Annotated in this window: 24 protein-coding genes; 14 read left to right on the forward strand and 10 right to left on the reverse strand. The window is 67.2% G+C overall.

What is annotated here, in order from left to right:
• Positions 1-7: 7 nt before the first annotated feature.
• Both ACZZZD_RS11435 and ACZZZD_RS11440 read right to left on the reverse strand, forming a co-directional pair.
• Positions 8-448: an OmpA family protein gene (locus tag ACZZZD_RS11435; RefSeq protein WP_463435135.1), complete on the reverse strand. Its 441-nt coding sequence runs from the start codon at positions 446-448 to the stop codon at positions 8-10.
• Between the two features lie 121 nt (positions 449-569).
• Positions 570-917 (reverse strand): glycine zipper domain-containing protein, encoded by a 348-nt coding sequence (locus ACZZZD_RS11440; RefSeq protein ID WP_463435137.1) that lies wholly within the window; start codon positions 915-917, stop codon positions 570-572.
• Positions 918-1,049: 132 nt separating this feature from the next.
• Between ACZZZD_RS11440 and ACZZZD_RS11445 the strand changes: the two genes are divergently transcribed.
• On the forward strand, positions 1,050-1,985 hold the full coding sequence (locus ACZZZD_RS11445) for a diacylglycerol/lipid kinase family protein (protein WP_463435139.1): 936 nt from the start codon (positions 1,050-1,052) through the stop codon (positions 1,983-1,985).
• On the forward strand, positions 1,985-2,836 hold the full coding sequence (locus tag ACZZZD_RS11450; RefSeq protein WP_463435140.1) for a metallophosphoesterase family protein: 852 nt from the start codon (positions 1,985-1,987) through the stop codon (positions 2,834-2,836). Before ACZZZD_RS11445 ends, ACZZZD_RS11450 begins: the two co-directional genes overlap by 1 nt.
• A gap of 165 nt (positions 2,837-3,001) precedes the next feature.
• On the opposite strand, the gene ACZZZD_RS11455 is transcribed toward ACZZZD_RS11450, so the two are convergent.
• Positions 3,002-4,447, reverse strand: coding sequence for an AMP nucleosidase (locus ACZZZD_RS11455; protein ID WP_463435142.1), 1,446 nt, complete (start codon positions 4,445-4,447; stop codon positions 3,002-3,004).
• A 107-nt stretch (positions 4,448-4,554) separates the two neighbouring features.
• On the opposite strand from ACZZZD_RS11455, the gene ACZZZD_RS11460 reads away from it, so the two are divergent.
• From ACZZZD_RS11460 to ACZZZD_RS11470, 3 genes are all read left to right on the forward strand, one after another.
• Entirely contained in the window at positions 4,555-4,734 is a 180-nt protein-coding gene (locus tag ACZZZD_RS11460; RefSeq protein ID WP_463435144.1) for a hypothetical protein, read from the forward strand.
• Positions 4,685-5,827 carry a multidrug effflux MFS transporter gene (locus ACZZZD_RS11465; protein WP_463435146.1) on the forward strand — a complete coding sequence of 381 codons (1,143 nt, stop codon included), beginning with the start codon at positions 4,685-4,687 and terminating at the stop codon, positions 5,825-5,827. The genes ACZZZD_RS11460 and ACZZZD_RS11465 overlap by 50 nt, the downstream gene beginning before the upstream one ends.
• Before the next feature lie 73 nt (positions 5,828-5,900).
• Positions 5,901-7,868 (forward strand): M1 family metallopeptidase, encoded by a 1,968-nt coding sequence (locus ACZZZD_RS11470; protein ID WP_463435148.1) that lies wholly within the window; start codon positions 5,901-5,903, stop codon positions 7,866-7,868.
• A gap of 183 nt (positions 7,869-8,051) precedes the next feature.
• On the opposite strand, the gene ACZZZD_RS11475 is transcribed toward ACZZZD_RS11470, so the two are convergent.
• A complete protein-coding gene (locus ACZZZD_RS11475) occupies positions 8,052-8,483 on the reverse strand; it encodes a DUF488 domain-containing protein (protein WP_463435150.1) in 432 nt (143 codons plus the stop codon).
• A gap of 115 nt (positions 8,484-8,598) precedes the next feature.
• Between ACZZZD_RS11475 and ACZZZD_RS11480 the strand changes: the two genes are divergently transcribed.
• Both ACZZZD_RS11480 and recQ read left to right on the forward strand, forming a co-directional pair.
• A complete protein-coding gene (locus ACZZZD_RS11480) occupies positions 8,599-9,576 on the forward strand; it encodes a complex I NDUFA9 subunit family protein (protein ID WP_463435152.1) in 978 nt (325 codons plus the stop codon).
• A 220-nt stretch (positions 9,577-9,796) separates the two neighbouring features.
• Entirely contained in the window at positions 9,797-11,692 is a 1,896-nt protein-coding gene (gene recQ / locus ACZZZD_RS11485) for a DNA helicase RecQ (protein WP_463435154.1), read from the forward strand.
• 140 nt (positions 11,693-11,832) lie between these two features.
• On the opposite strand, the gene ACZZZD_RS11490 is transcribed toward recQ, so the two are convergent.
• Positions 11,833-12,309, reverse strand: coding sequence for a hypothetical protein (locus ACZZZD_RS11490; RefSeq protein ID WP_463435156.1), 477 nt, complete (start codon positions 12,307-12,309; stop codon positions 11,833-11,835).
• A 104-nt stretch (positions 12,310-12,413) separates the two neighbouring features.
• Here ACZZZD_RS11490 and pgi point away from each other — a divergent pair, with 104 nt between their 5' ends.
• Positions 12,414-14,036, forward strand: a complete 1,623-nt coding sequence (gene pgi, locus ACZZZD_RS11495) for a glucose-6-phosphate isomerase (protein WP_463435158.1) — start codon at positions 12,414-12,416, stop codon at positions 14,034-14,036.
• A gap of 58 nt (positions 14,037-14,094) precedes the next feature.
• On the opposite strand, the gene ACZZZD_RS11500 is transcribed toward pgi, so the two are convergent.
• Positions 14,095-14,523, reverse strand: coding sequence for a hypothetical protein (locus ACZZZD_RS11500; RefSeq protein WP_463435160.1), 429 nt, complete (start codon positions 14,521-14,523; stop codon positions 14,095-14,097).
• 315 nt (positions 14,524-14,838) lie between these two features.
• On the opposite strand from ACZZZD_RS11500, the gene groES reads away from it, so the two are divergent.
• On the forward strand, positions 14,839-15,126 hold the full coding sequence (gene groES, locus ACZZZD_RS11505) for a co-chaperone GroES (protein WP_008259448.1): 288 nt from the start codon (positions 14,839-14,841) through the stop codon (positions 15,124-15,126).
• 53 nt (positions 15,127-15,179) lie between these two features.
• Entirely contained in the window at positions 15,180-16,826 is a 1,647-nt protein-coding gene (gene groL, locus ACZZZD_RS11510) for a chaperonin GroEL (RefSeq protein ID WP_463435162.1), read from the forward strand.
• A gap of 248 nt (positions 16,827-17,074) precedes the next feature.
• Here groL and ACZZZD_RS11515 read toward each other — a convergent pair whose 3' ends face one another.
• Complete coding sequence (locus ACZZZD_RS11515) at positions 17,075-17,803, reverse strand: glycosyltransferase family 2 protein (RefSeq protein WP_428153627.1); 729 nt, start codon at positions 17,801-17,803, stop codon at positions 17,075-17,077.
• 76 nt (positions 17,804-17,879) lie between these two features.
• Here ACZZZD_RS11515 and ACZZZD_RS11520 point away from each other — a divergent pair, with 76 nt between their 5' ends.
• From ACZZZD_RS11520 to ACZZZD_RS11530, 3 genes are all read left to right on the forward strand, one after another.
• A complete protein-coding gene (locus tag ACZZZD_RS11520) occupies positions 17,880-19,565 on the forward strand; it encodes an ArnT family glycosyltransferase (protein ID WP_463435164.1) in 1,686 nt (561 codons plus the stop codon).
• Positions 19,565-20,479: a hydroxymethylglutaryl-CoA lyase gene (locus ACZZZD_RS11525; protein WP_463435166.1), complete on the forward strand. Its 915-nt coding sequence runs from the start codon at positions 19,565-19,567 to the stop codon at positions 20,477-20,479. Before ACZZZD_RS11520 ends, ACZZZD_RS11525 begins: the two co-directional genes overlap by 1 nt.
• Positions 20,480-20,564: 85 nt before the next feature.
• A complete protein-coding gene (locus ACZZZD_RS11530; RefSeq protein ID WP_463435168.1) occupies positions 20,565-20,987 on the forward strand; it encodes a hypothetical protein in 423 nt (140 codons plus the stop codon).
• A 199-nt stretch (positions 20,988-21,186) separates the two neighbouring features.
• On the opposite strand, the gene ACZZZD_RS11535 is transcribed toward ACZZZD_RS11530, so the two are convergent.
• The 3 genes from ACZZZD_RS11535 to trhA all read right to left on the reverse strand — a co-directional run bounded on the left by ACZZZD_RS11535 (position 21,187) and on the right by trhA (position 22,982).
• The gene (locus ACZZZD_RS11535; RefSeq protein WP_463435170.1) at positions 21,187-21,540 is read right to left on the reverse strand and encodes a hypothetical protein; all 354 of its coding nucleotides are present in this window, start codon (positions 21,538-21,540) and stop codon (positions 21,187-21,189) included.
• On the reverse strand, positions 21,537-22,163 hold the full coding sequence (gene phaR / locus ACZZZD_RS11540; RefSeq protein WP_463435172.1) for a polyhydroxyalkanoate synthesis repressor PhaR: 627 nt from the start codon (positions 22,161-22,163) through the stop codon (positions 21,537-21,539). The genes ACZZZD_RS11535 and phaR overlap by 4 nt, the downstream gene beginning before the upstream one ends.
• A 102-nt stretch (positions 22,164-22,265) precedes the next feature.
• A complete protein-coding gene (gene trhA / locus ACZZZD_RS11545) occupies positions 22,266-22,982 on the reverse strand; it encodes a PAQR family membrane homeostasis protein TrhA (RefSeq protein WP_463435174.1) in 717 nt (238 codons plus the stop codon).
• 160 nt (positions 22,983-23,142) lie between these two features.
• On the opposite strand from trhA, the gene ACZZZD_RS11550 reads away from it, so the two are divergent.
• Complete coding sequence (locus ACZZZD_RS11550) at positions 23,143-24,318, forward strand: acetyl-CoA C-acetyltransferase (RefSeq protein ID WP_463435176.1); 1,176 nt, start codon at positions 23,143-23,145, stop codon at positions 24,316-24,318.
• Positions 24,319-24,327 lie beyond the last annotated feature (9 nt).

The following is a 24,327-nucleotide window of genomic DNA, read 5'->3' on the forward strand; positions in this document are numbered from 1 at the left end:
CCACAGATCAGCGCGGCGAGGTCTCGATGAACACCTCGGCGCGTCGGCGCAGCAGTTCGTCGGCGCCCGAGGCGTTGACGGCGCCTGCGTCACCGGCGGCGTTAACTTCGAAGGCAGGCGCGGGCATGCCGGCCTGGGTCAGGGCTTCGGCGACCGCGAGGGCGCGCCGCTGCGACAGGCTCAGATTGGCTTCGACCGTGCCGGTCGCATCAGCCAGACCCAACACCCGCACGTGCTTGACGTGACATTCCTTGGCCTTGTCGGCGGCGGTGCGTAGCAGCAGAGACGCCGCATCGGTCAGCCGCGCCTGGTTCTCGACGAAATAGACGTCGAACCGGCCCGAGACGCAGGGCGATTCGCCCATCACCAGCGCCGTCCGCTTCGGCGTCGGCGCACATGCCGCCAGCAGTCCCATCGCCAGCATCGCCAGCCCTGTCGATCGCTTCATCTCAGCCCTCCTCCGGCTTGGCCGGCCCATTACGCAAAAGAGGCGGCCCGTCCTTCGACAAGCCGCCTCTTCAACCTAGCGGTGGTCGCTCAGTTGCGCGACCGACAAGTTTTCACAACAATCAGTAACGACGCTGACCGTTGTCCCAGTAGCATTCGTCCTGGCGGTTATCGTAGCAGTAGTAGTAACGACCTTGATTGTCGCGGTAGCGCTGCTGGTTGTTGCGGTCCTGGTTCGAACCGCGGATCGCGCCGGCCGCGCCGCCCAGGGCACCGCCGATCAGGGCGCCGGTGGCTGCGTTGCCGCCGCCGACGTTGTTGCCGATGATGGCGCCGGCGACGGCGCCGAGGCCGGCGCCGATGGCGCCTTGGCGCACGGTCTGGTTGGAACCGCTGTTGCTGTACGGGTCGCTGGCACAGGCCGAAGCCAGAAGGCCGGCGCCGGCAATCGCGATAATCGCCTTGTTCATGGTGAAATCCTTTGTCCCTGGGTGTTCGCCCCTGAGGCAGCAAACGTGTCCTCCTTGCTTAGGTTCCGCCTTCCGGTCGAAATATGGTGACGCTTGTGCGGAACGGCGGCGGCTGCGGGGCGTTCGGCCGCCATGACCGACGTTACGATCTCTCCTCCCGACGCCGCTGAAACGCCTGCGTTGACGCCTCACGCGCAGCTCAAGCACGTCGTGATCCTGATCAACCCCTTGTCCGGCAGCGTGGGGCCGCGCGCTGCGGGCGAGGCCGAGTCGATCCTGGCCGAATATGATCTGAAGACCGACGTGATGACGTTCGATGGCGGAAACTTCGACAAGATCATCGCCGACGCCTTTGCGGCTGAGCCGGACGTGATCTTCGTGCTGGCCGGCGATGGCACCGCACGCTCTGTGGCGTCCAAGGCGCGGCCTGACGGTCCGATGATCGCGCCCCTGCCGGGCGGCACCATGAACATGCTGCCCAAAGCCCTGTACGGAACGGCCGACTGGAAGTTGGCGCTGAAACGGGCGCTGGAAGAAGGCGAGCCTCAGCCTGTCTCCGGTGGGGAGGTACAAGGCGAATACTTCTATTGCGCGGCCATTTTAGGATCGCCTGCCCTGTGGGCGCCGGCGCGCGAGGCGATGCGGACCGGCAAGATCAAGCTGGCCTGGCAATACGGACGCCGCGCCCTGAAACGCGCCTTCTCGGGCCGGTTGCGGTTCTCCCTCGACGGCGGCGAACGGCGGCGCACCGAGGCGCTTGTGCTGATCAGTCCGATGATCTCCAAGGCGATGGAAGATCCCATCGGACTGGAGGCGGCGGCCATGGACCCCAGCGACGCGACCCAGGCCTTCCGTCTGGCCGCCACGGCCCTGTTCAGCGACTGGCGTCAGGACCCGGCGGTCTCGACCCGCCCAGCCAAGCTGATCGAGGTGCGCGCCCGGTCCAAGATTCCCGCCGTGATCGACGGCGAACCCTTGCTGCTCAAGCCCGACGCCGTAATCCGCTTCGTGCCCAAGGCCTTTAAGGCTTTGGCGCCGCGACCGCCGTCGGCCGAGGACAGCATCTAGTGGGGCGGGTTCTTCAGTTCTCCGATGTCCATTTCGGCTGCGAGCACAAGCACGCCTGCGCCGCCGCCCTGGACTACGCGCACGCCACGCCCAACGATCTGGTGCTGATCACCGGCGACATCACCCAGAAGGGTTTCCCGGACGAGTTCACCGCCGCCGGCGAATGGATGCGGGCCATGCCCGAGCCGCGCTTCGTCATCGTCGGCAATCACGACGTGCCCTATTGGGATGCGGTGGCGCGGGTGCTTCATCCGTGGCGCGCCTTCGAGACGGCGACCGGCTTTCCCGCCCACGACGGCCAGTTCCTCAGCGACACGGTGATGGTGCGTGGCGTGGTCACGGCGCGTGGGTGGCAGGCGCGGCCCAACTGGTCCAAGGGCGTCATCGATCTGGACCAGACGCGGCGCGCGGCCGAGGCCCTGCGCCAGGCGCCCATCGGCGCGCTGAGAATCCTGGCCTGCCATCACCCGCTGATCGAGATGATCGGCACGCCGATGACCGGCGACGTCAAACGTGGCGACGAGGCGGCGTTGATCTTCGCCGAGGCCGGCGTCGATCTGATCATGACCGGCCACGTCCATGTGCCGTTCGCCATGCCGATCCCGTTGGCGGACCGCTGCTCCTACGCCGTCGGCTGCGGGACGCTGTCGCACCGTGAACGGGGGTCGCCGCCGGGCTTCAACCAGATCGACTGGGACGCCAAGACCATCACGGTCACGGCCCTGGCCTGGGACGGAGTGCGCTACAGCTCGCATCAGATCTGGCGGTTGCCGCGTCGTCAGGACACCCGCAAGGCCGAGACCGCGCCCAGCCCTGTCGAGCCCGGCGCGTTGGAGAAGGCGGCGGTCTGACGATCCACAAATCCGTCTCCTCCCCGCTCTGCGGGGAGGTGGCGCGGCGCTCTTCGCGTCGTGACGGAGGGGTTCTTCACCGCATCACAGACGTTAGTGGGACTTCAAGAGCCCCTCCACCACGCTTCGCGCGGTCCCCCTCCCCACGAAGGAGACAGTTTTGGATCACCGGAACGGCGGTTCGTCAAAGGCGCGTAGCTTGCGCGAATGCAGGCGTGAGCCTTCGCTGCGCATCAGGTCCACCGCCTGGATGCCGATCTGCAGGTGTTCGGAGATCGAGCCTTCGTAGAAGCGGTTGGCCTGGCCCGGCAGTTTGATCTCGCCGTGCAGCGGCTTGTCCGACACGCACAGCAGTGTCCCGTAGGGCACGCGGAAGCGATAGCCCTGGGCGGCGATGGTGGCGCTTTCCATGTCGATGGCGACGGCGCGGCTCTGGTTGAAGCGCAGGGCCGACTTGGAATAGCGCAGCTCCCAGTTCCGGTCGTCGGTCGTGACGACCGTGCCCGTGCGCAGGCGCAGCTTGACCTCGTCGCCGGGCATGCCGCTGACCGACTTGGTCGCGTCGTAAAGCGCGCGCTGGACCTCGGCGATCGACGGGATCGGGATGTCGGGCGGCAGGACCGCGTCCAGCACGTGATCGTCGCGCAGATAGGCGTGGGCCAGGACATAGTCGCCGATGGTCTGGCTGGCGCGCAGGCCGCCGCAGTGACCGATCATCAGCCAGACGTGCGGGCGGGTGACGGCGAGGTGATCCGTGATCGTCTTGGCGTTGGAAGGGCCGACGCCGATATTGACCAGGGTCACGCCCTTATGGCCCGGCGCGGTCAGGTGATAGGCCGGCATCTGGTGCTTCTTCCAGGCCGTGTCGCTGATCGCCGCCTCGGGGTTAGGGGTGTCGCGCGTGATCACCACGCCGCCGGCGCAGGACAGGGTCTCGTACGGCGAACCCGGCGTCTGAAGCTGTTCGATGGCCCAGCGCACGAACTCGTCGACATAGCGATTGTAGTTGGTGAACAGGACATAGGACTGAACGTCGTCGACCGGCGTGCCGGTGTAGTGTTTCAGCCGCGCCAGCGAGAAGTCGGTCCGCAGTCCGTCGAAGTGCGACAGCGGGAAGTCGCCGCCCATCTCGAACAGACCGTCGGCGATCTCGTCGCCGATATGGGCCAGGTCCGTGGTCGGGAACCAGCGCGCCAGGGCGGCCGTCATCGACCGGTCCAGCGCGACCTCAAGCCCGTCCGTCACATAGGGAAAGGGGATTTCCTGGCGCGACAGCCCGACCTCGAACGTCGCGGCGTATTCCTGTTCCAGCAGGCCCAGCTGTTCGGTCAGATAGGGGCGGAACAGGTCCGGCCGCGTGATGGTGGTGGCGTAGCTGCCCTGTTTCGATAGCCGGGCATAGGCGCGCGGCTCCAGGTCCTGAGGGCGATCCCCGTCCCAGCGGATGCGAAGTTCGGGATAGGCGAACACCCCGTCGGCGCGTTTCAGCGGATCGGGCCGCTCGCCGGTGTTGACGAAATCCCGCACGGCGTCGCGCAGGTTGGTCACGGATTGGGTGTAGAGGGTTTCGAGGCGGTCCAGCGCCGCCTGTGCTGTCATCTGTTCTGTCATGACTTCCTCTAGCCGAGGTTCGCGGCGATGGCGAGGCGCCTGCTGTTCAACCTCGATTTCGCTGCATTGCAGCAATTTGTGACGGGGCTGCGGTTGCGGATCGGGGCATGACGGCGCATCTGGCCCGGATGTCTTCTTCCCTCGCGTCAGCGCCCGCCAAGAAGGAGCTCGGCTTCGTCGAGTTCGTCTGTCTCATCGCCCTGATGATGGCGCTGAATGCGCTGGCGATCGAACTCGATGCTGCCGGCCCTGCCGCACATCGGCGCCGATCTGAACGTGCTGGCTGACAATGATCGGCAGTGGGTGGTGACCTCCTATCTGCTCGGTTTCGGCGGGGCGCAGCTGTTCTACGGGCCGCTGGCGGACCGGTTCGGACGCAAGCCGGTCCTGCTGTTCGGCGTGGGCGTCTATGTGGTCTTCAGCCTGCTGGCGACCCTGGCGCCGACGTTTGACATGCTGATCCTGGCCCGCATCGGCCAGGGCCTGGGCAGCGCCTGCACCCGCGTGCTGGCCGTTTCCATCGTGCGCGACCGTTACGAGGGTCGCACCATGGCGCGGGTCATGTCGTTCAGCTTCCTGGTCTTCCTGGGCGTGCCGATCCTGGCGCCTTCGCTGGGGCAACTGATCATGCTGGTCGGGCCGTGGCGCTGGATCTTCGCAGGCCTGGGCCTGATCGGCGTGGCGTTGATCGTCTGGGCGACCCTGCGCCTGCCCGAGACGCTGAAGCCCGAGGATCGCCTGCCCATTCAGGTGAAGCGTCTGACTGCAGCTTACAAGACCGCCCTGACCGACCGGACGGCTATCGGCTACACCCTGGCCATGACGGCCATCACGGGGGCCCTGTTCGGCTTCATCAACTCGTCGCAGCAGATTTTCGCCGACGTGTTCCATGCCGAGGCGGCCTTCCCGGCCATCTTCGCCCTGATCGCGGGCGGCATCGCCGTGGCTTCGATCGTCAATGCCCGGCTGGTGGTGACACTCGGTTCGCGCAAGATTTCGCACACGGCCCTCATCGGCTTCACCGCCATCTCCGCCGTCCATGCCGGCGTGGCGATCAGCGGGCATGAATCGATCTGGACCTTCGCCGTGCTGCAGACCCTGACCATGTTCTGTTTCGGTCTGCTGGCCGGCAACTTCGGCGCTATGGCCATGGAGACGATGGGCAAGATCGCCGGCACCGCCGCCTCGATTCAGGGCTTCATCTCCACCATCGTCGGCTCGCTGCTGGGCTTTGCAGTGGGTCAGCAGTTCAACGGCACGACCATACCCATGTCGGTGGGCTTCACCGTCTTTGGTTTGGTCGCCCTGGGCTGGGTGCTGTTCGCCGAGCGGGGACGGTTGTTCCGCGCCCATCACCTGCCTCCCGTCGCGAGCACTTAGACCGAGACTTGATCTTTTCGGCGTTTCCGCGCGTTCTCCGGCCAATCGTTACGGTCAGCCCAGGAAAGCCTCGATGAAGCGCAAAGCTCTCGGTCTCGTCTCCGCCCTCGCCCTCGCCGCCGCCATGGGGCTGAGCGCCTGCTCCACCACGACCGGGGGCAGCGCCATGACCCCCCCCGCCATTGCGCCGGCGCCCGGTCCCGACGCGGTCGACAGCCACACCTACGCCCGGCCCGAGATCGCCCGCGTCGTCGACGTGGCGTTGGACCTGACCGCGAACTTCGAGGCCAAGACCCTGTCGGGCACGGCGACCCTGGACATCCTGGCGGTCGCCGGCGCCAACGAGGTGATCCTGGATATCCGCAACCTGGACATCCAGGATGTGCAGGATTCCGAGGGCCGGCCGCTGCGCTTCGTCGTCGGCGACAACGACGCCATCAAGGGCCAGCCCCTGACCGTCTATTTCCCGGCCTTCGCCGCCAACGAACGGCGCAAGATCGTCGTCACCTATTCGACGCGACCCGACGCGGCGGCCCTGCAATGGCTCAGCCCGACCCAGACGGCGGGCGGCGAAAAGCCCTATCTGTTCAGCCAGGGCCAGGCGATCCTGACCCGCACCTGGGTTCCGACCCAAGACAGCCCTGGCATCCGCCAGACCTATTCGGCCCGCATCACCGCGCCCGCCGACCTGACCGTGGTCATGAGCGCCGACCACCTGACGCCCAACGGCGAGGCGGCCGCGCCCAATTCTGAAGGGGGTGGCATGAAGAGCTGGCGCTTCAGGATGAACAATCCGATCCCGCCCTATCTGATCGCCATCGGCGTGGGAGACATCGCCTTTGCGCCGTTCGACGGTCGCACCGGGGTCTGGACCGAGCCCAGCCGCCTGCGCGCCGCCCAGTGGGAGCTGGAGCCGACCGCCCAGATGGTGACGGCGGCCGAGAAGCTGTACGGCCCGTATCGCTGGGGCCGCTACGACCTGCTGGTCCTGCCGCCCAGTTTCCCGTTCGGCGGGATGGAAAACCCCAAACTGACCTTCGCCACCCCGACCATCATCGCCGGCGACCGGTCGCTGGTGTCGCTGGTCGCCCACGAACTGGCGCACAGCTGGTCGGGCAATCTGGTGACCAACGCCACTTGGAACGACTTCTGGCTGAACGAGGGTTTCACCACCTATTTCGAGAACCGGATCATGGAGTCGATCTACGGCTATGATCGCGCGGTTCAGGAGCAGGTGCTGAGCTGGGACGGGCTTCAGGATGAGCTGAAGTCCTTGCCGGCCGACGACACCCGCCTGCATCTGAACCTGACGGGCCGCGACCCCGACGACGGCATGAACACCATCGCCTATGACAAGGGGTCGGCCTTCCTGCGCACCATCGAGCGGGTCGTCGGGCGCGAGAAGTTCGACGCCTGGCTGCGCGGCTATTTCGACCGCAACGCCTATCGCCCGATGACCACGGCCATGTTCCTGGACGACATCCGCGCCAATCTGGTGAAGGGAGACGCGGCCCTGGAATCCGAACTGCAACTGGAGGCCTGGGTCTATCAGCCCGGCCTGCCGTCGAACGCCGTGGCCCCGGTGTCGCATGCGTTCGAGCCGGTGGACGCGTCCGCCGTCGCCTTCTTCAAGGATAAGGGACCGGCCTCGGCCATCCCGTGGGCGGACTGGAACACCCAGCAGCGCCAGCGATTCCTGGGCTGGCGTCCCGAAGGCCTGCGCGCCAACACCGACTGGCTGACCAATGCGCAGCTGGCCGATCTGGAGCGCACCCTGAACCTGGCGAACGAGGGCAATGCCGAACTGACCTTCGGCTGGCTGCAGATCGCCCTGGCCCACCGTTATCAGCCCGCCGTCGCCACGGCCGACAAGTTCCTGACCAGCCAGGGCCGCCGCAAGTTCGTCATGCCCCTGTTCCAGACCCTGTGGACCGAGGGCGACTGGGGCCGCCCGATCGCCCGCCGCATCTACGCCGAAGCCCGGCCGCTTTATCACCCGGTGACCAGCGGCTCGGTCGATCAGTTGGTGGGGCGTCCGTAAGTGAAAACCGTCTCCTCCCTGCGAAGCGGGAGGGGGACCGTGCGCAGCGTGGTGGAGGGGCTCTTGAAGTCCCACGGACGCCTGCGATGCGTCGAATAGCCCCTCCGTCACGGCGCGAAGGCGCGCCGCGTCTCCTCCCCATTTCATGGGGAGGAGACGGCTGGGGGCTGTCCGGTTCTAATCCTATAGGTTGACCACCGTCACCCCGTCCTCGTCCGCCAGCCGTTCGGCCAGGATGGCGCGGTGGCAACCGGCGTGGTCGGCTTCGAAGCACAGCAGGGCGAGGCGCTTCTCGCCCGCCAACGCCTTCAACCGTTCGTATTCCAACTGCGCCTGCGGTTCGGCCAGGTGATCGGCGAAGATCGCGCGCATCTCGCTGACATGCCCTTTGCGCGCCGCATCACGTCCGGCCTTGGGCGTGCCGAGACCGCGCAGATGGACATAGTCGATCCTCTCGGCCTTCAGGCTTTCGCCCAGGATCGTCTTGGAAAAACCGGCGCGGCGCGAGGCGGCGACGGCGCGGACATCGACCAGGGTTTCGACCCCGGCCGCCTTCAAGCGCGCGATCACTTCCGCCTGGGTCGCGCCTTCGTAACCGATGGTGAAAAGCTTCATTGTGATCAGATGGGCGGCCACGAGTGGATCGCCAGCGTCACCGTGAACGCCCGCGTTGCGGTGCGGCGCCCTATCGTCTATCCCGCCGACACAGATTTCGACTGGAGCTTTCCCCATGGCTGACCTCGCCCCCGGCGTCGTGACTCTCTTCGGAGGATCGGGCTTTATCGGGTCGCAGGCGGTGCGCGCCCTGGCGCGTCGCGGCTGGCGCATTCGCGTGGCCGTGCGCAATCCGGTCCTGGCCATCGAGATCCAGCCGCTGGGCGATCCCGGCCAGATTCAGTTCATGCGGTGCGACATCACCAGCGCCGAGGACGTGGCCGCCGCCGTGCGTGGCGCCGACGCCGTAGTCAATCTGGTCGGCGTGCTGCACGACGCGGGCGGCAAGCGCGCCTTCGACGCCGTCCATACCGAGGCGGCCAAGACCATCGCCGAAGCCGCCAGGACGGCGGGCGTCCAGCGTCTGGTTCAGATCTCGGCCATCGGCGCCGACGCCGCCAGCCCGTCGGCCTACGGTCGCACCAAGGCCAAGGCCGAAGAGGCCGTACGCGCCGTCTATCCGGATGCGGTCATCCTGCGTCCGTCGCTGGTGTTCGGCGCCGGTGATGGCTTCCTGAACCGCTTTGCGTCCATGGCGGTCCTGTCGCCGGTCCTGCCGCTGATCGGCGGCGGCGACACCAGGTTCCAGCCGGTCTATGTCGGCGATGTCGCCGAGGCCATCGCGCGCGGCGTGACCCGCGTCGATGCGGCGGGCCGCACCTTCGAACTGGGCGGGCCGAGCCTCTACACCTTCCGCGAAGTGCTGGAACTGGTGCGCCGCGAGACCGGTCGCGACCGGATGCTGGTCCCCGTGCCGTTCGCCATCGCCAAGCCCCTGGGGTCGCTGCTGCAACTGAGCAGGTTCGTCGGCGTCACCCCCCCGCTGACGCGCGATCAGGTGCTGATGCTCGAGAAGGACAATGTCGTGGCGGCAGACGCCCTGGGCCTGAGCGCCCTGGGCATCGACCATCCGGCCGGCATGGCAGCCATCGCCCCCTCCTATCTGTGGCGCTATCGCGTCGGCGGCCAGTTCGCCGAAGCCCCCGCCCACTGAAATCCATCCCCATCTGATGCCGCCGTCGGTCGCTTTCGCGGCCGGCGGCGCTTCGCACGGAGTCTGATCGGCAGAGAGGAAATCGCTTCGCGATTTCATTGATGGCGTGAATCAGGCTCCAGATTAAAGCGAGAGCCTGATTCACGCTTTTGCCGGAACCGCGAAGCGGTTCCTTCAAAAACGATCAGGCTCTTGGGAACAAAGAGTGCACAGCTTAAGGATGTCGGCCACGCAGCCCCAGTTCTCCCCGACCGATACGCCTGACCTGAACGACGCCCGGGCCCTGCTGTCGCGCGTCTGGGGACACGCCGATTTCCGAGGGATGCAGGGCCAGGTGGTCGAGCAGATCCTGTCCGGCGGCGATGTGCTGGCTGTCCTGCCGACCGGCGGCGGCAAGAGCGTCTGCTATCAGATCCCGGCCATCCTGCGCCCGGGCCTCGGCCTTGTCGTCTCTCCCCTGATCGCCCTGATGACCGATCAGGTCGAGGCGTTGAAACAGCAGGGGGTCGCCGCTGCACGTCTCGATTCCGGCGTCTCGATGGACGAGCGTTCGGCGATCTGGGCGGCCGCGCGATCCGGCGATCTGGACCTGCTTTATGTCTCGCCAGAAGGTCTGGCGGCGGGGGCCATGATGGACCGGCTGGCCGAACTGCCGCTGAGCCTGATCGCCATCGACGAAGCCCACTGCGTCTCGCAATGGGGTCACGACTTCCGCCCGGATTATCGCAACCTGGGTCTGCTGGCCGAGCGGTTTCCCCATGTGCCGCGCATCGCCGTCACCGCCACGGCCGACGCCCGCACCCGCGACGACATCCTGCGCTCCCTGCGACTGGAGGAGGCCAAGGTCTTCGTCGACAGCTTCGCACGGCCGAACCTGCAACTGTCGGCCGAGCGCAAGGAGAGCGCCTCGCGCGCCAAGACCGACGCCCGGGTCATCGAACTGGTGCGCGAGCGGCGGGGCAAGTCGGGCGTGGTCTATTGCGGCAGTCGTGACGGCTGCGACCGCGTGGCCCAGGCGCTGCGCGACGCCGGGACCAACGCCATCGCCTATCACGCAGGCATGGACAACAAGGAGCGAGACCGCCGCCTGGAGCGGTTCCTGGCCGAGGAGGGCGCCGTCATGGTGGCCACCATCGCCTTCGGCATGGGGGTGGACAAGGCCGACGTGCGCTTCGTCATCCACGCCGATCCTCCGGGCAGCCTAGAGGCCTATTGGCAGGAGATCGGCCGGGGCGGTCGTGACGGCGAGCCGGCCGAGGGCATCACCCTGTATGGCCCGTCCGACATCGCCTGGTCCCTGCGCCGCCTCGACAGTCGCCCGATGGCCGAGGAGGTCAAACAGGTCCAGGTGCGAAAGACCCGCCAGCTGTTCGCCATGCTGGACGGCGCCGTCTGTCGCGCCCAGGCCGTGCGCCGCTATTTCGGCGAGACCGATGCGGAGCCTTGCGGCGTCTGCGACATCTGCGGCGACCCGCCCCAACTTTATGACGCCACGGTCCCGGCCCAGAAGGCCCTGGCGGCGGTGCAACGGCTGGGCGGCCGCTTCGGCCGAGGCCGGATCGTCGATCACCTGACCGGCCGCACCAAGGCGGTCCAGCCCTGGGAGCAGCAGCTGTCCACCTGGGGCATCGGCGCCGACATCTCGCCCAACGGCTGGCGCGACATCGTCGATCATCTGCTGTTCGAAGGCCTGCTGGTCGAGGACGCCAACGACGGCAAGCCCTTGGTCGGTCTGGGCGACGGCGAGGCGGTGCGCGCCGTGTACAAGGCCGAACGCAAGATCGAGGTTCGCCGCGTGCCCGCAGGGTATGACGCCGGCACTCGCTCGGGCAATCCGCGCAATCGCCGCGACCGCACCGGCGAGGGCCGCAACGCCGCGCTGGAGACGATGGACGCCGATGTCCGCGCCCGGTTCGAGGCCCTGCGCGCCTGGCGCCGAGACCGCGCCTCGGAACAGCATGTCCCGCCCTACGTCATCTTCCAGGACAAGACCCTGCTGGAGATCGCCCAGGCGGAGCCGGGCGACCTGAACAGTTTGGGCGCCATATCCGGCGTCGGTCAGTCCAAGCTGGATCGCTACGGCAAGGGCGTTCTGGAGACGTTGAACGCCCTCTAGAGCCTGATCCGCTTGAGTTGAAGCGCTTCGCGCTTCGACGTAGCGGTGAATCAGGCTCCAGATTCAAGCGGGACCTTGATTCACGGCTTCAGCGGAATCGCGAAGCGATTCTTCCTCAGCCGATCAAGGTCCATCTCGGGTCAGACTTCCGGTTTGGGCGGGGCGGTGATGACCTCGACATTGTCGTTCAGCAGATAGGACAGTTCCGACAGGGCGACGGCGCGTTCGGCTGGGCTGGCGGCGGCCTGAACGGCCTGGACCTTCTTGGGCATGTCCTCCGAGATGCCGCGCAGGATGCATTTCAGGTCGCCGTCGGTGCCGCGTTCCTTCAGGATCAGGTGGCCTTGCATGTCCAGGGCGGCCAGCTGCTCGGTCTGGGCCTTGAAGCCGGTGAAGGCCTGGCTGGTGAAGAAGGCGGCGTCGTCGGCGGCCTTGGCGGTCGCCCAACCGTCGACCATGGCCTTCAGGCTGGTCGAGCGCGAGATGATGTCGGCGAACAGCGGCTCGGTCGCCACCGAGATCGGCGCGCCGGGCACGGCCGCCGGCTGATCCGCCGCCAGGGCGACGGCGGGATTGGACATCGCCAGGGCGATCGAGAGCGCGAGGCCGCAAGACATGGGGATGACTTCCTGTTTCACCGTCCGCTAGGACGTTGAACCTAAATACGCCCGACCCGTAAACGAGTGTTTACCCTCTCCAACCGCCACCGACCGAGGACGCCATGAGCCGCGACGACGCCTGGAAGACATTCGATCGCACCGCCGCCGAGGCGGGCCAGACCCGGATCGTGGACCAGTTCGCCGCCGATCCCCAGCGGCTGGCGCGGATGTCGGTCGAGGCGGCGGGCCTCTATCTTGACCTTTCGAAACAGAGTTGGACCCGGGCGGCGTTCGACGCCTGTCTGGATCTGGCCCGTGCGTCCGATGTCGAGGGACGTCGCGCGGCCCTGTTCGCCGGCGAGGCCGTCAACCTGACCGAGGGGCGGGCGGTGCTGCACCCCGCCCTGCGCGCCGCGCCGGGCGCCGACTTCAAGGCCCTCGGCGAGCCGGTCTCGGCCGAGGTGGACGCCGTGCGGGCGGACATGAAGGCCTATGCCGACGCGGTGCGCTCGGGCGCCGAGGCCGGGGCGACGGGGCGCAAGTTCGAGGCCATCGTCCATGTCGGCATCGGCGGGTCGGACTTGGGGCCGCGCGTGGTGTGGGACGCCCTGCGTCCGCTGGATCCGGCCATCGACCTGAGGTTCGTGGCCAATATCGACCCGCGCGACATGGCCGAGGCCCTGACGGGCCTGGACCCCGAGACGACCCTGGTCGTGGTGGTGTCCAAGACCTTCACCACCCAGGAAACCCTGGCCAACGCTGAGGCGGCCAAGGCCTGGCTGGCGGCGTCATTGCCGGCTGAGGGCATGACCAAACACTTCATCGGGGTGACGGCGGCGCCGGACAAGGCGGCGGCCTTCGGCTGCGGCCGCACCATCGCCTTCCGGGACTGGGTCGGCGGGCGGTATTCGCTGTGGTCGGCGGTCAGCCTGTCGTGCGGCATCGCCCTGGGCTGGGACGTGTTCGAACAGATGCTGGCCGGGGCTGCGGCCATGGACGACCATTTCGTGTCGGCCCCGCTGGAGCAGAACGCGCCGATCCTGCTGGCCCTGGCCCAGGTGTTCAACGTCGATGGGTTGAACCGGCCGGCGCGGACGGTGGCGCCCTATGCCCACGCCCTGCGCCGTCTGCCGTCCTTCCTGCAGCAGCTGGAGATGGAGTCGAACGGCAAGCGGGTGCATCGCGACGGCACGCCTGTGACGCGCCAGACCTGCCCCGTCGTGTTCGGCGAACCGGGCACCAACGGCCAGCACGCCTTCTTCCAGCAGATCCATCAGGGACCGCAGACGGTGCCGGCCGAGTTCGTGATCGTGGCCCATACCTTGACTGGGGGGACGCATGCCGATGCGCCGGAATCGCCGCTGTGGTCGAATGCCCTGGCGCAAGGCCAGGCCCTGATGCTGGGCAAGACGACCGAGGCGGCCAAGGCCGAGGGTCTGGCCCAGGGTCTGTCGGAGGAAGAGGCGACCCGTCTGGCGCCCCACCGCACCTTCACAGGCAACCGCCCCTCGACGGCCATCGTCATGGAGCGCCTGACGCCCCACGCCCTGGGCGCCCTGTTGGCGCTGTATGAGCACAAGACCTTCGTCGAGGGCGTGATCTGGGACATCAACAGCTTCGACCAATGGGGCGTCGAGCTGGGCAAGGTGCTGGCCAAGGCGATCCTGAAGGACGTGGACGCCGGCGGGCCGTCGGCGGACCTCGATCCGTCGACGGCTGCGCTGATGACGCGCCTGATGGGCTGACAAAGAAAGGGCCCGGCCTTGCGGCCGAGCCCTTCGTTTTTCTCAGATCGCCACGCGATTACCAGCGGCGGTCGTGACGGTAATCGCGGCGATCGTCGCGACGATCATAACGTTGCTCGCGGCGATAATCGCGGTAGTCGCGGCGCTGCTCGTAGCGCGAGTCCCGGCTGTTGATGCCGTGCTCGCGTTCCCAGTGGCCCTGGTTGCGGTAGCACTGGCCGCCGCGATAATATTCGCAGCCCGAACCGCGGTTCGAAGAGGAGGCCACCGCGCCGATCGCTGCGCCGCCTAGGGCGCCGCCGGCGATGTAGCGACCGTCGCCGTTGCCGTAGATGGCGCCGGCCAGCCCGCCGACGGCGGCGCCGATCAGGGCGTTGCGGCCGGCGTCGTCGCGATCACGCGACTGGGCCGAGGCCGGGGCGGCCATCAGGCTCAGGGCCATGACCGGGGCGGCGACGACGGCGGTGATCTTCAGCAGCTTGGACATGTTCCGTCTCCTTTATCTCGTTGCTCGATCTGCGTTCCGACAGGAGAATGCCTCGAGCGTTGAAACGGTTCTATCGGCCCGCGCTTGAACGACCCCAGAGGTCTGCATTCATTTTCGGTTCATGCGCGCGTCGCGTTGTCGCGGAAGTTTCGCAGGCGATTAACGGTGTCGCCGCTTGACGATGCCCCCCCGTCTGCCTAACTCCCGCTCGCGTTGGCACTCTCGCCGGTCGACTGCCAAAACGGCGATCGCGTGAAGGCCCGCTCACGATTTCAGAACGCCCCGATCCGGGGGTTTTACCAAGGGAGAAGTCCGATGGCGTTCCGTCCGCTCGGCGACCGCGTGCTGGTCAAGCGCGTTGAAGAAGAATCCAAAACCAAGGGTGGGATCATCATTCCCGACACCGCCAAGGAAAAGCCGCAGGAAGGCGAAGTCGTCTCCGTCGGCCCCGGCGTCCGTGACGAGTCCGGCAAGGTGAACGCTCTGGAACTGAAGGCCGGCGACCGCATCCTGTTCGGCAAGTGGTCGGGCACGGAAGTGAAGATCGACGGCGACGACCTGATCATCATGAAGGAATCCGACGTTCTGGGCGTGCTCTCGTAAGCACCCGCGTCGACGACCTTCTTCAACGTAATCAATAGATAGGAGCTGCCCGCATGGCCGCTAAAATCGTACACTTCAACACCGACGCGCGCGACAAGATGCTGCGCGGCGTCAACGTTCTCGCCAATGCCGTCAAGGTGACCCTGGGTCCCAAGGGCCGCAACGTCGTGATCCAGAAGTCCTTCGGCGCTCCGCGCTCGACCAAGGACGGCGTTTCGGTCGCCAAAGAGATCGAGCTGGAAGACGCCTTCGAGAACATGGGCGCCCAGATGATCCGCGAAGTCGCTTCGAAGACGAACGACAAGGCGGGTGACGGCACCACCACCGCGACCGTCCTGGCTCAAGCCATCGTGCAAGAGGGCCTCAAGGCCGTCGCCGCCGGCATGAACCCGATGGATTTGAAGCGCGGCATCGACAAGGCCGTCACGCTGGTCCTGCAAGAGATCAAGGACAAGTCCAAGCCGGTCTCGAACAACTCGGAAATCGCCCAGGTCGGCACCATCTCGGCCAACGGCGACAGCGAAATCGGTGAGCTGATCGCCCAGGCCATGGCCAAGGTCGGCAACGAAGGCGTCATCACCGTCGAAGAAGCCAAGACCGCCGACACCACCGTCGACGTCGTCGAAGGCATGCAGTTCGACCGCGGCTACCTGAGCCCTTACTTCATCACCAACGCCGACAAGATGGAGGTTCAACTCGAAGAGCCGCTCATCCTGCTGTTCGAGAAGAAGCTGACCTCGCTGCAAGCCATGCTGCCGATCCTGGAAGCCGTGGTGCAGTCGGGCCGTCCGCTGCTGATCATCGCCGAGGACATCGAAGGCGAAGCCCTGGCGACCCTGGTCGTCAACAAGCTGCGTGGCGGCCTGCGCGTCGCCGCCGTCAAGGCGCCGGGCTTCGGCGATCGCCGCAAGGCCATGCTGGAAGACCTCGCCATCCTGACGGGCGGCCAAGTCATCTCGGAAGACCTGGGCATCAAGCTTGAGAGCGTCACCATCGACATGCTCGGCAAGGCCAAGAAAGTCTCGATCACCAAGGACGACACCACCATCGTCGAAGGCGTCGGCGAGAAGGACGCGATCGAAGCCCGCGTGGCCCAGATTAAGCGCCAGATCGAAGACACCACCTCCGACTACGACAAGGAAAAGCTGCAGGAACGTCTGGCCAAGCTGGCCGGCGGCGTCGCGGTTCTCCGCGTCGGCGGTTCGACCGAAGTCGAAGTGAAGGAAAAGAAGGACCGCGTCGACGACGCCCTCAACGCCACGCGCGCCGCGGCTGACGAAGGCATCGTTCCCGGCGGCGGCATCGCCCTGCTGAAGGCCTCCAAAATCCTGGCCGACGTCAAGGGCGACAACGCCGACCAGAACGCCGGCATCGCGATCATCCGTCGCGCCCTGCAGGCTCCGATCCGTCAGATCGCCGAAAACTCCGGCGTCGAAGGTTCGATCGTGGTCGGCAAGGTTCTGGAAAACGAAGACGCCTCTTTCGGCTTCAACGCCCAGACCGAAGAATACGGCGACCTGGTCAAGATGGGCGTCATCGACCCGGCCAAGGTCGTTCGCACGGCCCTGCAAGACGCCGCTTCGGTGGCCGGCATCCTGATCACGACGGAAGCCGCTGTCGCCGACGCCCCCAAGAAGGGCGGCTCCGGCGGCGCCCCTGACATGGGTGGAATGGGCGGCATGGGCGGCATGGACTTCTAAGTCCAAGTCCTCCGACGCTGAAATGCAGAAGGGCGGGGTCGCGAGACCCCGCCCTTTTTCATGTCTCGTCCCTGCGAAGCGGGGAGGGGGACCGCCCCCGGGTCTCGCCAAAGGCGAGCCCGAGGACAGGCTTCGCGGTGGAGGGGCTCTTGAAGTCGCAAGGGCGGCTGTGATGCGGCGCCAGCCCCTCCGTCACGACGCAAAGAGCGTCGCGCCACCTCCCCATGATATGGGGAGGAGACGGTTTTTCAGAACTCCGAGATCGCGCCTGGCCGGCGCGAACGGGTCTTCAACCACATGACGCCCAGCAGGTCCGAGAAGGACGCCCGCAAGCGGCCCCAATTGGTGTATTTCGAACGGCCGACCTCGCGGTGGCGGTGGTCCACGTCGAGGTATTGGTTCCTGAACCCCTCGCGGATCATCAGAGCCGGCAGGTAGCGGTGGATGTGATCGAAGTAGGGCAGGCGCAGGAAGACGTCGCGGCGGAAGGCCTTTAGCCCGCAGCCGGTGTCGTCGGCGTCGTCGCCCAGCAGTTTGCGGCGGATGCGGTTGGCCCAGATCGAGGCCTGGCGCTTGGCCTCGGTGTCCTGGCGCTTGGCGCGACGGCCGCCGACCAGGCCCACGTCGGCGGGGGCGGCCAGCAGGGCGTCGACCAGGCGGGGCGCGTCGGCGGGGGGGTTCTGGCCGTCGCCGTCCATGGTCACCACGACCGGCGCGCGGGCCGCCAGGACGCCGGTGCGGACCGCACGGCTTTGCCCGGCATTGGTCCCGTGCGCCAGAACGCGCAGGGCCGGCAGTTCGGCCATGGCAGCCTTCAGCTCGGCCAGGGTGGCGTCTCTGGAGGCGTCGTCCACGAAGATCATCTCATACGAACGCCCGGCAAAGGCGGCGGCGATCTCGCGCGCCAGGGGCACGGCGGCGCCGGCCTCGTCATGGACGGGAACGACGACGGAAATCTCGGGTGTCTCGACGGTCATTGGCGCTCCATAGACGAGAACGACGGCTTAGGGGAGACGGCTGACGACGGCGCGGTCGCCGTGTAAGGAGTCTGGAATGAAGACTTTTGATCTGGATGGCCGCATCGCCGGCTGGCGAGGCCCGGTCCTCGCGGCCCTGCTGACGCTGATCGCCGGCCTGCCCGGCCTGTTGCTGCTGCCGCCGCTGGACCGCGACGAGAGCCGGTTCGCCCAGGCCACGTCCCAGATGTTGGAAAGCGGCGACTACGTCGACATCCGCTATCAGGACGAGCCGCGCTGGAAGAAGCCGGTCGGCATCTACTGGATGCAGGCCGTCGCCGTGGGGCTGACCTCGGATGTCGAGAACCGCGAGATCGCGCCCTATCGCATCCCGTCCCTGCTGGGGGCCATGCTGGCGGCCTGGGCCGTGGCCTGGGCCGGGTCGGCCATGCTGGGCAGTCGGGTCGGCTTTTTCGGCGGAGCCATCATGGGGGCCACCTTCCTGCTGTCGACAGAGGCTGGGATCGCCAAGACCGACGCCATGCTGTGCGGGGCGACCACCCTGGCCATGGCGGCGCTGGCGCGCATCTATATGGCGACCAAGGCCGGCGAACGACCGATCCGACCGCACAAACTGCTGTTCTGGATCGGCATCGGGCTGTCGATCCTGATCAAGGGACCGATCGGGCTTCTGGTCGTGGCCCTGGCGATCATCGCCCTGTCGATCTGGGACCGGAACGTCAAATGGCTCTATCGCCTCGGCTGGGGCTGGGGGCTGCCCTTGGTCGCGCTGATGGTCGGGCCGTGGGCCATCGCCATCACCATCGCCACCGACGGCGGTTTCTGGCGCGAGGCCATCGGCGGCGACCTGGCGCCCAAGATCGCCGGCGCCCACGAAAGCCACTCGGGCTTCCCCGGCATGTACCTGTTGCTGGCGCCCCTGCTGTTCTTCCCCTCGACCCTGCTGCTGCCCGCCGCCGTGTCGACGGGGTGGAGCCGGCGGGCCGAGCCGGCGATCCGGTTCCTGGTCTGCTGGCTGGTTCCCGGCTGGCTGATGTTCGAACTGGCTCCGACCAAGCTGTGGCACTACACCCTGCCGACCTTTGGGGCGCTGGCCCTGCTGGCCGCAGCAGCCCTGGCCCAGCCGATCGGCAAGGTGTCGAGGATCACCGGCGCGGTCCTGGCGGCGTTTGCGGCCCTGCTGGTCATCGGCATCACTGTCTATGGGCTGACGGTCTATGGCACCTCGACGGCCCAGACCTGGGCGGCGCTGACCGTGGTCATGGCGCTGGCGGCGGGGGCGATGGGGGGCTTCCTGTTGCTGAACCGGGCGCCGGTGGCGGCGCTGGTCGCCTCGCTGGCCTTCGGCATCGTGGCCCATGCGGCCCTGGCCGGTACGATCCGGCAGCTGCGGCCCCTGGCCGTCGCGCCTCAGCTTGAAAAGGCGCTGGAGGCGGCCGACCTGCATCCGCGCCAGGGCCGAACGCCGGGTCCGGTGGCGATCACGGGCTTCCATGAACCCAGCTTCGTCTTCCTGACCGGACGCGACACCGATCTGACCGACGCGCAGGGCGCGGCCCAGGCCCTGGCCGAAGGACGTCCCGCCATCGTCGAGGGGCGCGACGCCGACGCCTTCCGGGCGGCGGCGGCGCGGCTGGGCGTCTCGGGCCGCGCGGTCGGGATGGTCAACGGCTTCAACTATTCGGGCGGGGACGAGGTCAGCCTGACCGTCTATGCGCCGCCCCCCCGGAACGGGTCGGGCGCTGGCGCGGGAGGCTCGTGATGGGCCGCTTCATCCAGATCGTCGAGGTCGGTCCGCGCGACGGGCTGCAGAACGAGAAGGCCGTGCTGGAGCCCGCCGTCCGCGCCGATCTGGTGCGACGGCTGGAAAGCGCTGGGGCGAAACGGATCGAGGCCGTCTCCTTCGTCCATCCCAAATATGTGCCGCAGATGGCCGGCGCCGAAGAGGTCATGGCCGCCCTGCCGCATGAGGCGGGCCGCAGCCGCATCGGCCTGGTTCTGAACGGCAAGGGCTATGACCGGGCGCTGGCGACCGGGGTGGACGAGGTCAATGTCTCGGTCGCGGCCACGGACGGCTTCGGCCTGAAGAACCAGGGGCTGGCGGTGAAGGACCAACTGGTGATGCTGGGCGAGGTCGTCGCCCGGCGGCACAATGCGGAGGCGTCGGAGGGTGCGCCGTCGCTGTCGGCCATGATTTCCTGCGTCTGGGGCTGTCCGTTCGACGGCGAGGTCTCGGTGGATCAGGTCGCGGACATGGTCGGGGCCATCGCAGAGATGGGCGTGGGCGAGATCGGCCTGGCCGACACCATCGGCGCCGGTGATCCCTGGGCGGTGACGCGCAAGGTCGAGGCGGCCAGGGCCGCTGCACCGGACGCGACCCTGCGTCTGCATTTCCACGACACCCGCAACACCGGCCTGGCCAACGCCTATGCCGGGGTCGAGGCCGGGATCGACGTGCTGGACGCGTCCGTAGGCGGCATCGGCGGCTGTCCGTTCGCGCCGGGCGCCACGGGCAACATCGCCACCGAGGACCTGGTCTATATGCTGACGAGGGGCGGGTTCGAGACGGGCTATGACCTGAACGCCCTGATCGCTGCGGCCCGCTGGATCGGCGAGGCCATCGGTCGGCCGGCGCCGTCGGCGCTCAGTCGCGCGGGTGGGTTCCCCAGGGGCTGAAGCCTTGCTGTGGCGACGATTCGCAAACGAGGCTATTCATGATGAACAGGCGTAGCCGTCGGGCGGGCTGCGAGGAGGACCGACCATGCTGATCGCCATTCCGCTGCTGCTGATCCCCGTGGTGCTCTACAATATTGTGGTGCTGTTCGGTGGCTCCAGCGGCGCGGGCGTGGTGCAGGCGGACGCCCTGCTGCGCGATCCGCTGTTCTCGATCACCATGACGTCGGGGGCGCAGTGGACCATCGGTTCGGGCGATTTGATCCTGTTTCTGGGCCTCATCCTGCTGTTCTTCGAACTGGTGAAGTCGACCTCCAGCCAGCGGGTCGCCATCATCAATCACGCCCTGTCGATGATCCTGTTCATCGCCGTGCTGGTGGAGTTCCTGCTGCTGCCGGGGTTCGCCACCTCGACCTTCTTTTTGATCGTGATCATGATCCTGCTGGACGTTCTGGCCGGCTTCATCGTGACGATCATCTCGTCCCGCAAGGATTTCGATTTCGGGACCTAATCCCTGCCGTCACCGTCGGGCTTGGATCGCTTTCGGCCTCAAGTAGGCCGAAGGCCGATAGGCCCTAAGAAAATGCCGTGAAGATCAGGGCGACCACGGCGACGTCGAGGAATTTGGCGGCGAGGGCGAAGACGGCGGGCATGGGCGGGTCCGGCTGAAGGCGTTCTGCCTCGCCTCCAGCAAACCCTGTGCCGCCGGATCAGATGTCGGTCTTGGCCGTCTTGCCCGTCGCCGGACGACGCTCGGCCGCGCCGGAATATTCGGCTCCGAGATAGGCTGAGCGGGCAGCATCCAGCACCGGCGGGCCGCCGCGCAGGCCACGCTTCTGTCCGGTCTGGCCCATCTGCTGGGCGACGAAGGCGGCGGCGCCGGGTTCCGGCGCCGGGGGGACGGCAGCTCTTGCCGGGGCAGGCTGGGGCTCGACGACCTCGGGCGCATCGACTGGCACCAGGGCGCGCGAGGCCGAGCGTTCGCGGCGCTCGCGTTCACGGCGGTCGCCTTCGCGACGATCCACGCGCTCCGGCCCGCCCACAGCCTGGACCCGGTCGGTCATTTGGGCTTGCCGCCCGCCAGCTTGTCGATCTGACGGCGCATCTCGTCCATCTGGCGGCGCATTTCGTCCAGGGCGTCGGGCGCCTCGGCCGGCGGCGCAGCTTCAGCCTTGGCTTCGGGCGTCGCCGCCGGTTCGGCGCGCGGATAACCGAAGGCCGGGAACATCTGCATGGCGCGTTCGAACATGGCCATGTTCGCCTTGGCCGTCTCCTCGATCAGGGTCGCGCCCGAGCCGGCGCCGAAAGCGCGGCCGACCTGGCTGGCGAACTGTTCCTGCTGGCGGCCGAAGTTGGCCAGCGACATCTCCAGATAGGAAGGCAGAACCCCCTGCATGGAGCCGCCGTAGAAGCCGATCAACTGACGCAGGAACTGCACAGGCAGCAGGGCCTCGCCCCGGCTCTCTTCCTCGAAGATGATCTGCGTCAGGATCTGGCGCGTCAGGTCGTCGTTGGTCTTGGCGTCATAGACGACGAAATCGACCCCCTCGCGCACCATGGCGGCAAGATCTTCCAGCGTCACATAGGCGCTGGTCCGCGTATTGTAGAGACGGCGGTTCGCATACTTCTTGATGACGACCGCGTTCGCCTCGTTCTTGTTTCCGCCCTTGGTTTTTTCGTCAGCCACGCTTGTTCTCGCGATGTTGCAACGCATCACTATCCCCCCTTGCGCCGCGAAGCGCCAGAGGGGGCGTCAATGCGCGCCCCCCACAGAAAGTGTGCGGACGGATCAGCCGTGGCTCATGGCCGGGGCCAGGACGACGCCGACCAGCACCGCCGTCCAGTGGACGGTCGCGCCGGTGACGACGAACCCATGCCAGATGGCGCGGCGGAACTTCACGCGCGGGCTGACGAAGACGAAGACGCCGACGGTGTAGATCAAGCCGCCGATGACCAGCAGGGCCAGGGCGACGGGGTGGACGGTCTCGACCATCGGCTTCAGGGCCGCGACCGCCAGCCAGCCGAAGACGACATAGACGCCGCTCCAGAACTTGTCCGAGATGCGCGGCGCGAACAACTTCACGCCCGCGCCCATGAAGGCCAGGGTCCAGATCAGGGTGGTGAAGCCGATGGCCCACAGGCCCTCGAACCGCTGGGTGGTGAAGGGGGTGTAGCTGCCGGCGATCATCAGGAAGATGGCCGCCTCGTCCAGCCGCCGCAGCACGGGCCGCGCGGCGCAGGGATTGGTCCAGTTGTAGATGGTCGAGGCCGTCAGCATGCCGACCAGGCACAGGGCGTAGATGGCCGTCGCCATGACGCCGCCGATACCGGTATAGACGCCCGCCAGTCCCGCCAGGATGATCCCGCCGACCGCCGCCAGCATCAGGCCGACGACATGGACCCACAGGTCCGCCAGTTTCTCGGCGCGGGTCGGATAGTGCTCGATCATGTCCAACTCGTCCGGCGTGCAGACGTGGGTGACGAGACGTTTCAGCGTGCGGAGCATAGCCCTTCCAATCCGTGGATCGCGTCTATCGTTCCGCGACAATGCGCCGACAGGGTGACGATTGGCTGAATCCGACCGCGATCACGTCGTCGCAGGTGACGAACGCCCTGCAATGCGGCAAAACGGCCACGCACGATTATTCTGCAGTGAGTGAAATCCCATGACCGACGTCGTCATCGTCTCCGCCGCCCGCACGCCCGTTGGCTCTTTCTTGGGCGCTTTGTCATCCCTGCCGGCGTCCAAGCTGGGCGAGATCGCCATCAAGGCGGCGCTGGAGCGGGCCGGCGTCTCGGGCGACGAGGTGGACGAGGTGATCTTGGGCCATGTGCTTCAGGCCGCAGCGGGTCAGGGGCCGGCGCGCCAGGCCGCCGTCGGCGCCGGGGTGCGCAAGGAGGCCGCCGCCTGGAGCCTGAACCAGATCTGCGGCTCGGGCCTGCGCGCCGTGGCCATCGCCGCCCAGCAGATCGCGCTCGGCGACGCCAAGATCGTCGTCGCCGGCGGCCAGGAGAGCATGAGCCAGGCGCCGCACGCGCAACAGCTGCGTAACGGACACAAGATGGGCGATGTCGCCCTGGTCGACACCATGATCAAGGACGGCCTGTGGGACGCCTTCAACGGCTATCACATGGGCCAGACGGCCGAGAACATCGCCGACAAATGGTCGATCAGCCGCGAGGCCCAGGACGAATTCGGTCTCGCCAGCCAGCACAAGGCCGAGGCGGCCCAGAACGCCGGCAAGTTCGACGACGAGATCGTTCCCGTCGTCATTCCCGGCCGCAAGGGTGATGTCACCGTCGACAAGGACGAATACATCCGCCACGGCGCGACGCTGGAGCTGATGCAGAAGCTGAAGCCCGCCTTCGCCAAGGACGGCAGCGTCACCGCCGCCAATGCGTCGGGCCTGAACGACGGCGCGGCGGCCCTGGTGCTGATGAGCGCGGACGAGGCCAAGGCGCGCGGGCTGGAGCCGCTGGCCCGCATCGCCTCCTACGCCACGGCGGGCGTCGATCCGTCGATCATGGGCACGGGGCCAATCCCGGCGTCCAAGAAGGCGCTGGAGAAGGCGGGCTGGAGTGTCGCCGACCTGGACCTGGTCGAGTCCAACGAGGCCTTCGCGGCCCAGAGCCTGTGCGTGGTCAAGGAGCTGGGTCTCGACCCGGCCAAGGTCAACGTCAACGGCGGCGCCATCGCCATCGGCCACCCCATCGGCGCCTCGGGCGCCCGAATCCTGACGACGTTGCTGTTCGAGATGAAGCGTTCGGGCGCGAAGAAGGGCCTGGCCACCCTGTGCATCGGCGGCGGCATGGGCGTGGCCATGTGCGTCGAGCGCGTGTGATCCGATAAA

Source organism: Brevundimonas sp. AC546 (genome assembly GCF_979258305.1).

What these genes read in the sequence shown, in the direction of transcription:
- groL (WP_463435162.1), top strand. Translation starts at nt 15,180, where the DNA reads ATGGCCGCTAAAATCGTACACTTCAACACCGACGCGCGCGACAAGATG.
- pgi (WP_463435158.1), top strand. Translation starts at nt 12,414, where the DNA reads ATGAGCCGCGACGACGCCTGGAAGACATTCGATCGCACCGCCGCCGAG.
- ACZZZD_RS11530 (WP_463435168.1), top strand. Translation starts at nt 20,565, where the DNA reads ATGCTGATCGCCATTCCGCTGCTGCTGATCCCCGTGGTGCTCTACAAT.
- ACZZZD_RS11500 (WP_463435160.1), bottom strand. Translation starts at nt 14,523, where the DNA reads ATGTCCAAGCTGCTGAAGATCACCGCCGTCGTCGCCGCCCCGGTCATG.
- ACZZZD_RS11480 (WP_463435152.1), top strand. Translation starts at nt 8,599, where the DNA reads ATGGCTGACCTCGCCCCCGGCGTCGTGACTCTCTTCGGAGGATCGGGC.
- recQ (WP_463435154.1), top strand. Translation starts at nt 9,797, where the DNA reads ATGTCGGCCACGCAGCCCCAGTTCTCCCCGACCGATACGCCTGACCTG.
- ACZZZD_RS11470 (WP_463435148.1), top strand. Translation starts at nt 5,901, where the DNA reads ATGAAGCGCAAAGCTCTCGGTCTCGTCTCCGCCCTCGCCCTCGCCGCC.
- ACZZZD_RS11550 (WP_463435176.1), top strand. Translation starts at nt 23,143, where the DNA reads ATGACCGACGTCGTCATCGTCTCCGCCGCCCGCACGCCCGTTGGCTCT.
- ACZZZD_RS11440 (WP_463435137.1), bottom strand. Translation starts at nt 917, where the DNA reads ATGAACAAGGCGATTATCGCGATTGCCGGCGCCGGCCTTCTGGCTTCG.
- ACZZZD_RS11435 (WP_463435135.1), bottom strand. Translation starts at nt 448, where the DNA reads ATGAAGCGATCGACAGGGCTGGCGATGCTGGCGATGGGACTGCTGGCG.
- ACZZZD_RS11455 (WP_463435142.1), bottom strand. Translation starts at nt 4,447, where the DNA reads ATGACAGAACAGATGACAGCACAGGCGGCGCTGGACCGCCTCGAAACC.
- ACZZZD_RS11460 (WP_463435144.1), top strand. Translation starts at nt 4,555, where the DNA reads ATGACGGCGCATCTGGCCCGGATGTCTTCTTCCCTCGCGTCAGCGCCC.
- ACZZZD_RS11465 (WP_463435146.1), top strand. Translation starts at nt 4,685, where the DNA reads ATGCTGCCGGCCCTGCCGCACATCGGCGCCGATCTGAACGTGCTGGCT.
- ACZZZD_RS11445 (WP_463435139.1), top strand. Translation starts at nt 1,050, where the DNA reads ATGACCGACGTTACGATCTCTCCTCCCGACGCCGCTGAAACGCCTGCG.
- ACZZZD_RS11515 (WP_428153627.1), bottom strand. Translation starts at nt 17,803, where the DNA reads ATGACCGTCGAGACACCCGAGATTTCCGTCGTCGTTCCCGTCCATGAC.
- trhA (WP_463435174.1), bottom strand. Translation starts at nt 22,982, where the DNA reads ATGCTCCGCACGCTGAAACGTCTCGTCACCCACGTCTGCACGCCGGAC.
- ACZZZD_RS11475 (WP_463435150.1), bottom strand. Translation starts at nt 8,483, where the DNA reads ATGAAGCTTTTCACCATCGGTTACGAAGGCGCGACCCAGGCGGAAGTG.
- ACZZZD_RS11520 (WP_463435164.1), top strand. Translation starts at nt 17,880, where the DNA reads ATGAAGACTTTTGATCTGGATGGCCGCATCGCCGGCTGGCGAGGCCCG.
- ACZZZD_RS11525 (WP_463435166.1), top strand. Translation starts at nt 19,565, where the DNA reads ATGGGCCGCTTCATCCAGATCGTCGAGGTCGGTCCGCGCGACGGGCTG.
- ACZZZD_RS11535 (WP_463435170.1), bottom strand. Translation starts at nt 21,540, where the DNA reads ATGACCGACCGGGTCCAGGCTGTGGGCGGGCCGGAGCGCGTGGATCGT.
- groES (WP_008259448.1), top strand. Translation starts at nt 14,839, where the DNA reads ATGGCGTTCCGTCCGCTCGGCGACCGCGTGCTGGTCAAGCGCGTTGAA.
- ACZZZD_RS11490 (WP_463435156.1), bottom strand. Translation starts at nt 12,309, where the DNA reads ATGTCTTGCGGCCTCGCGCTCTCGATCGCCCTGGCGATGTCCAATCCC.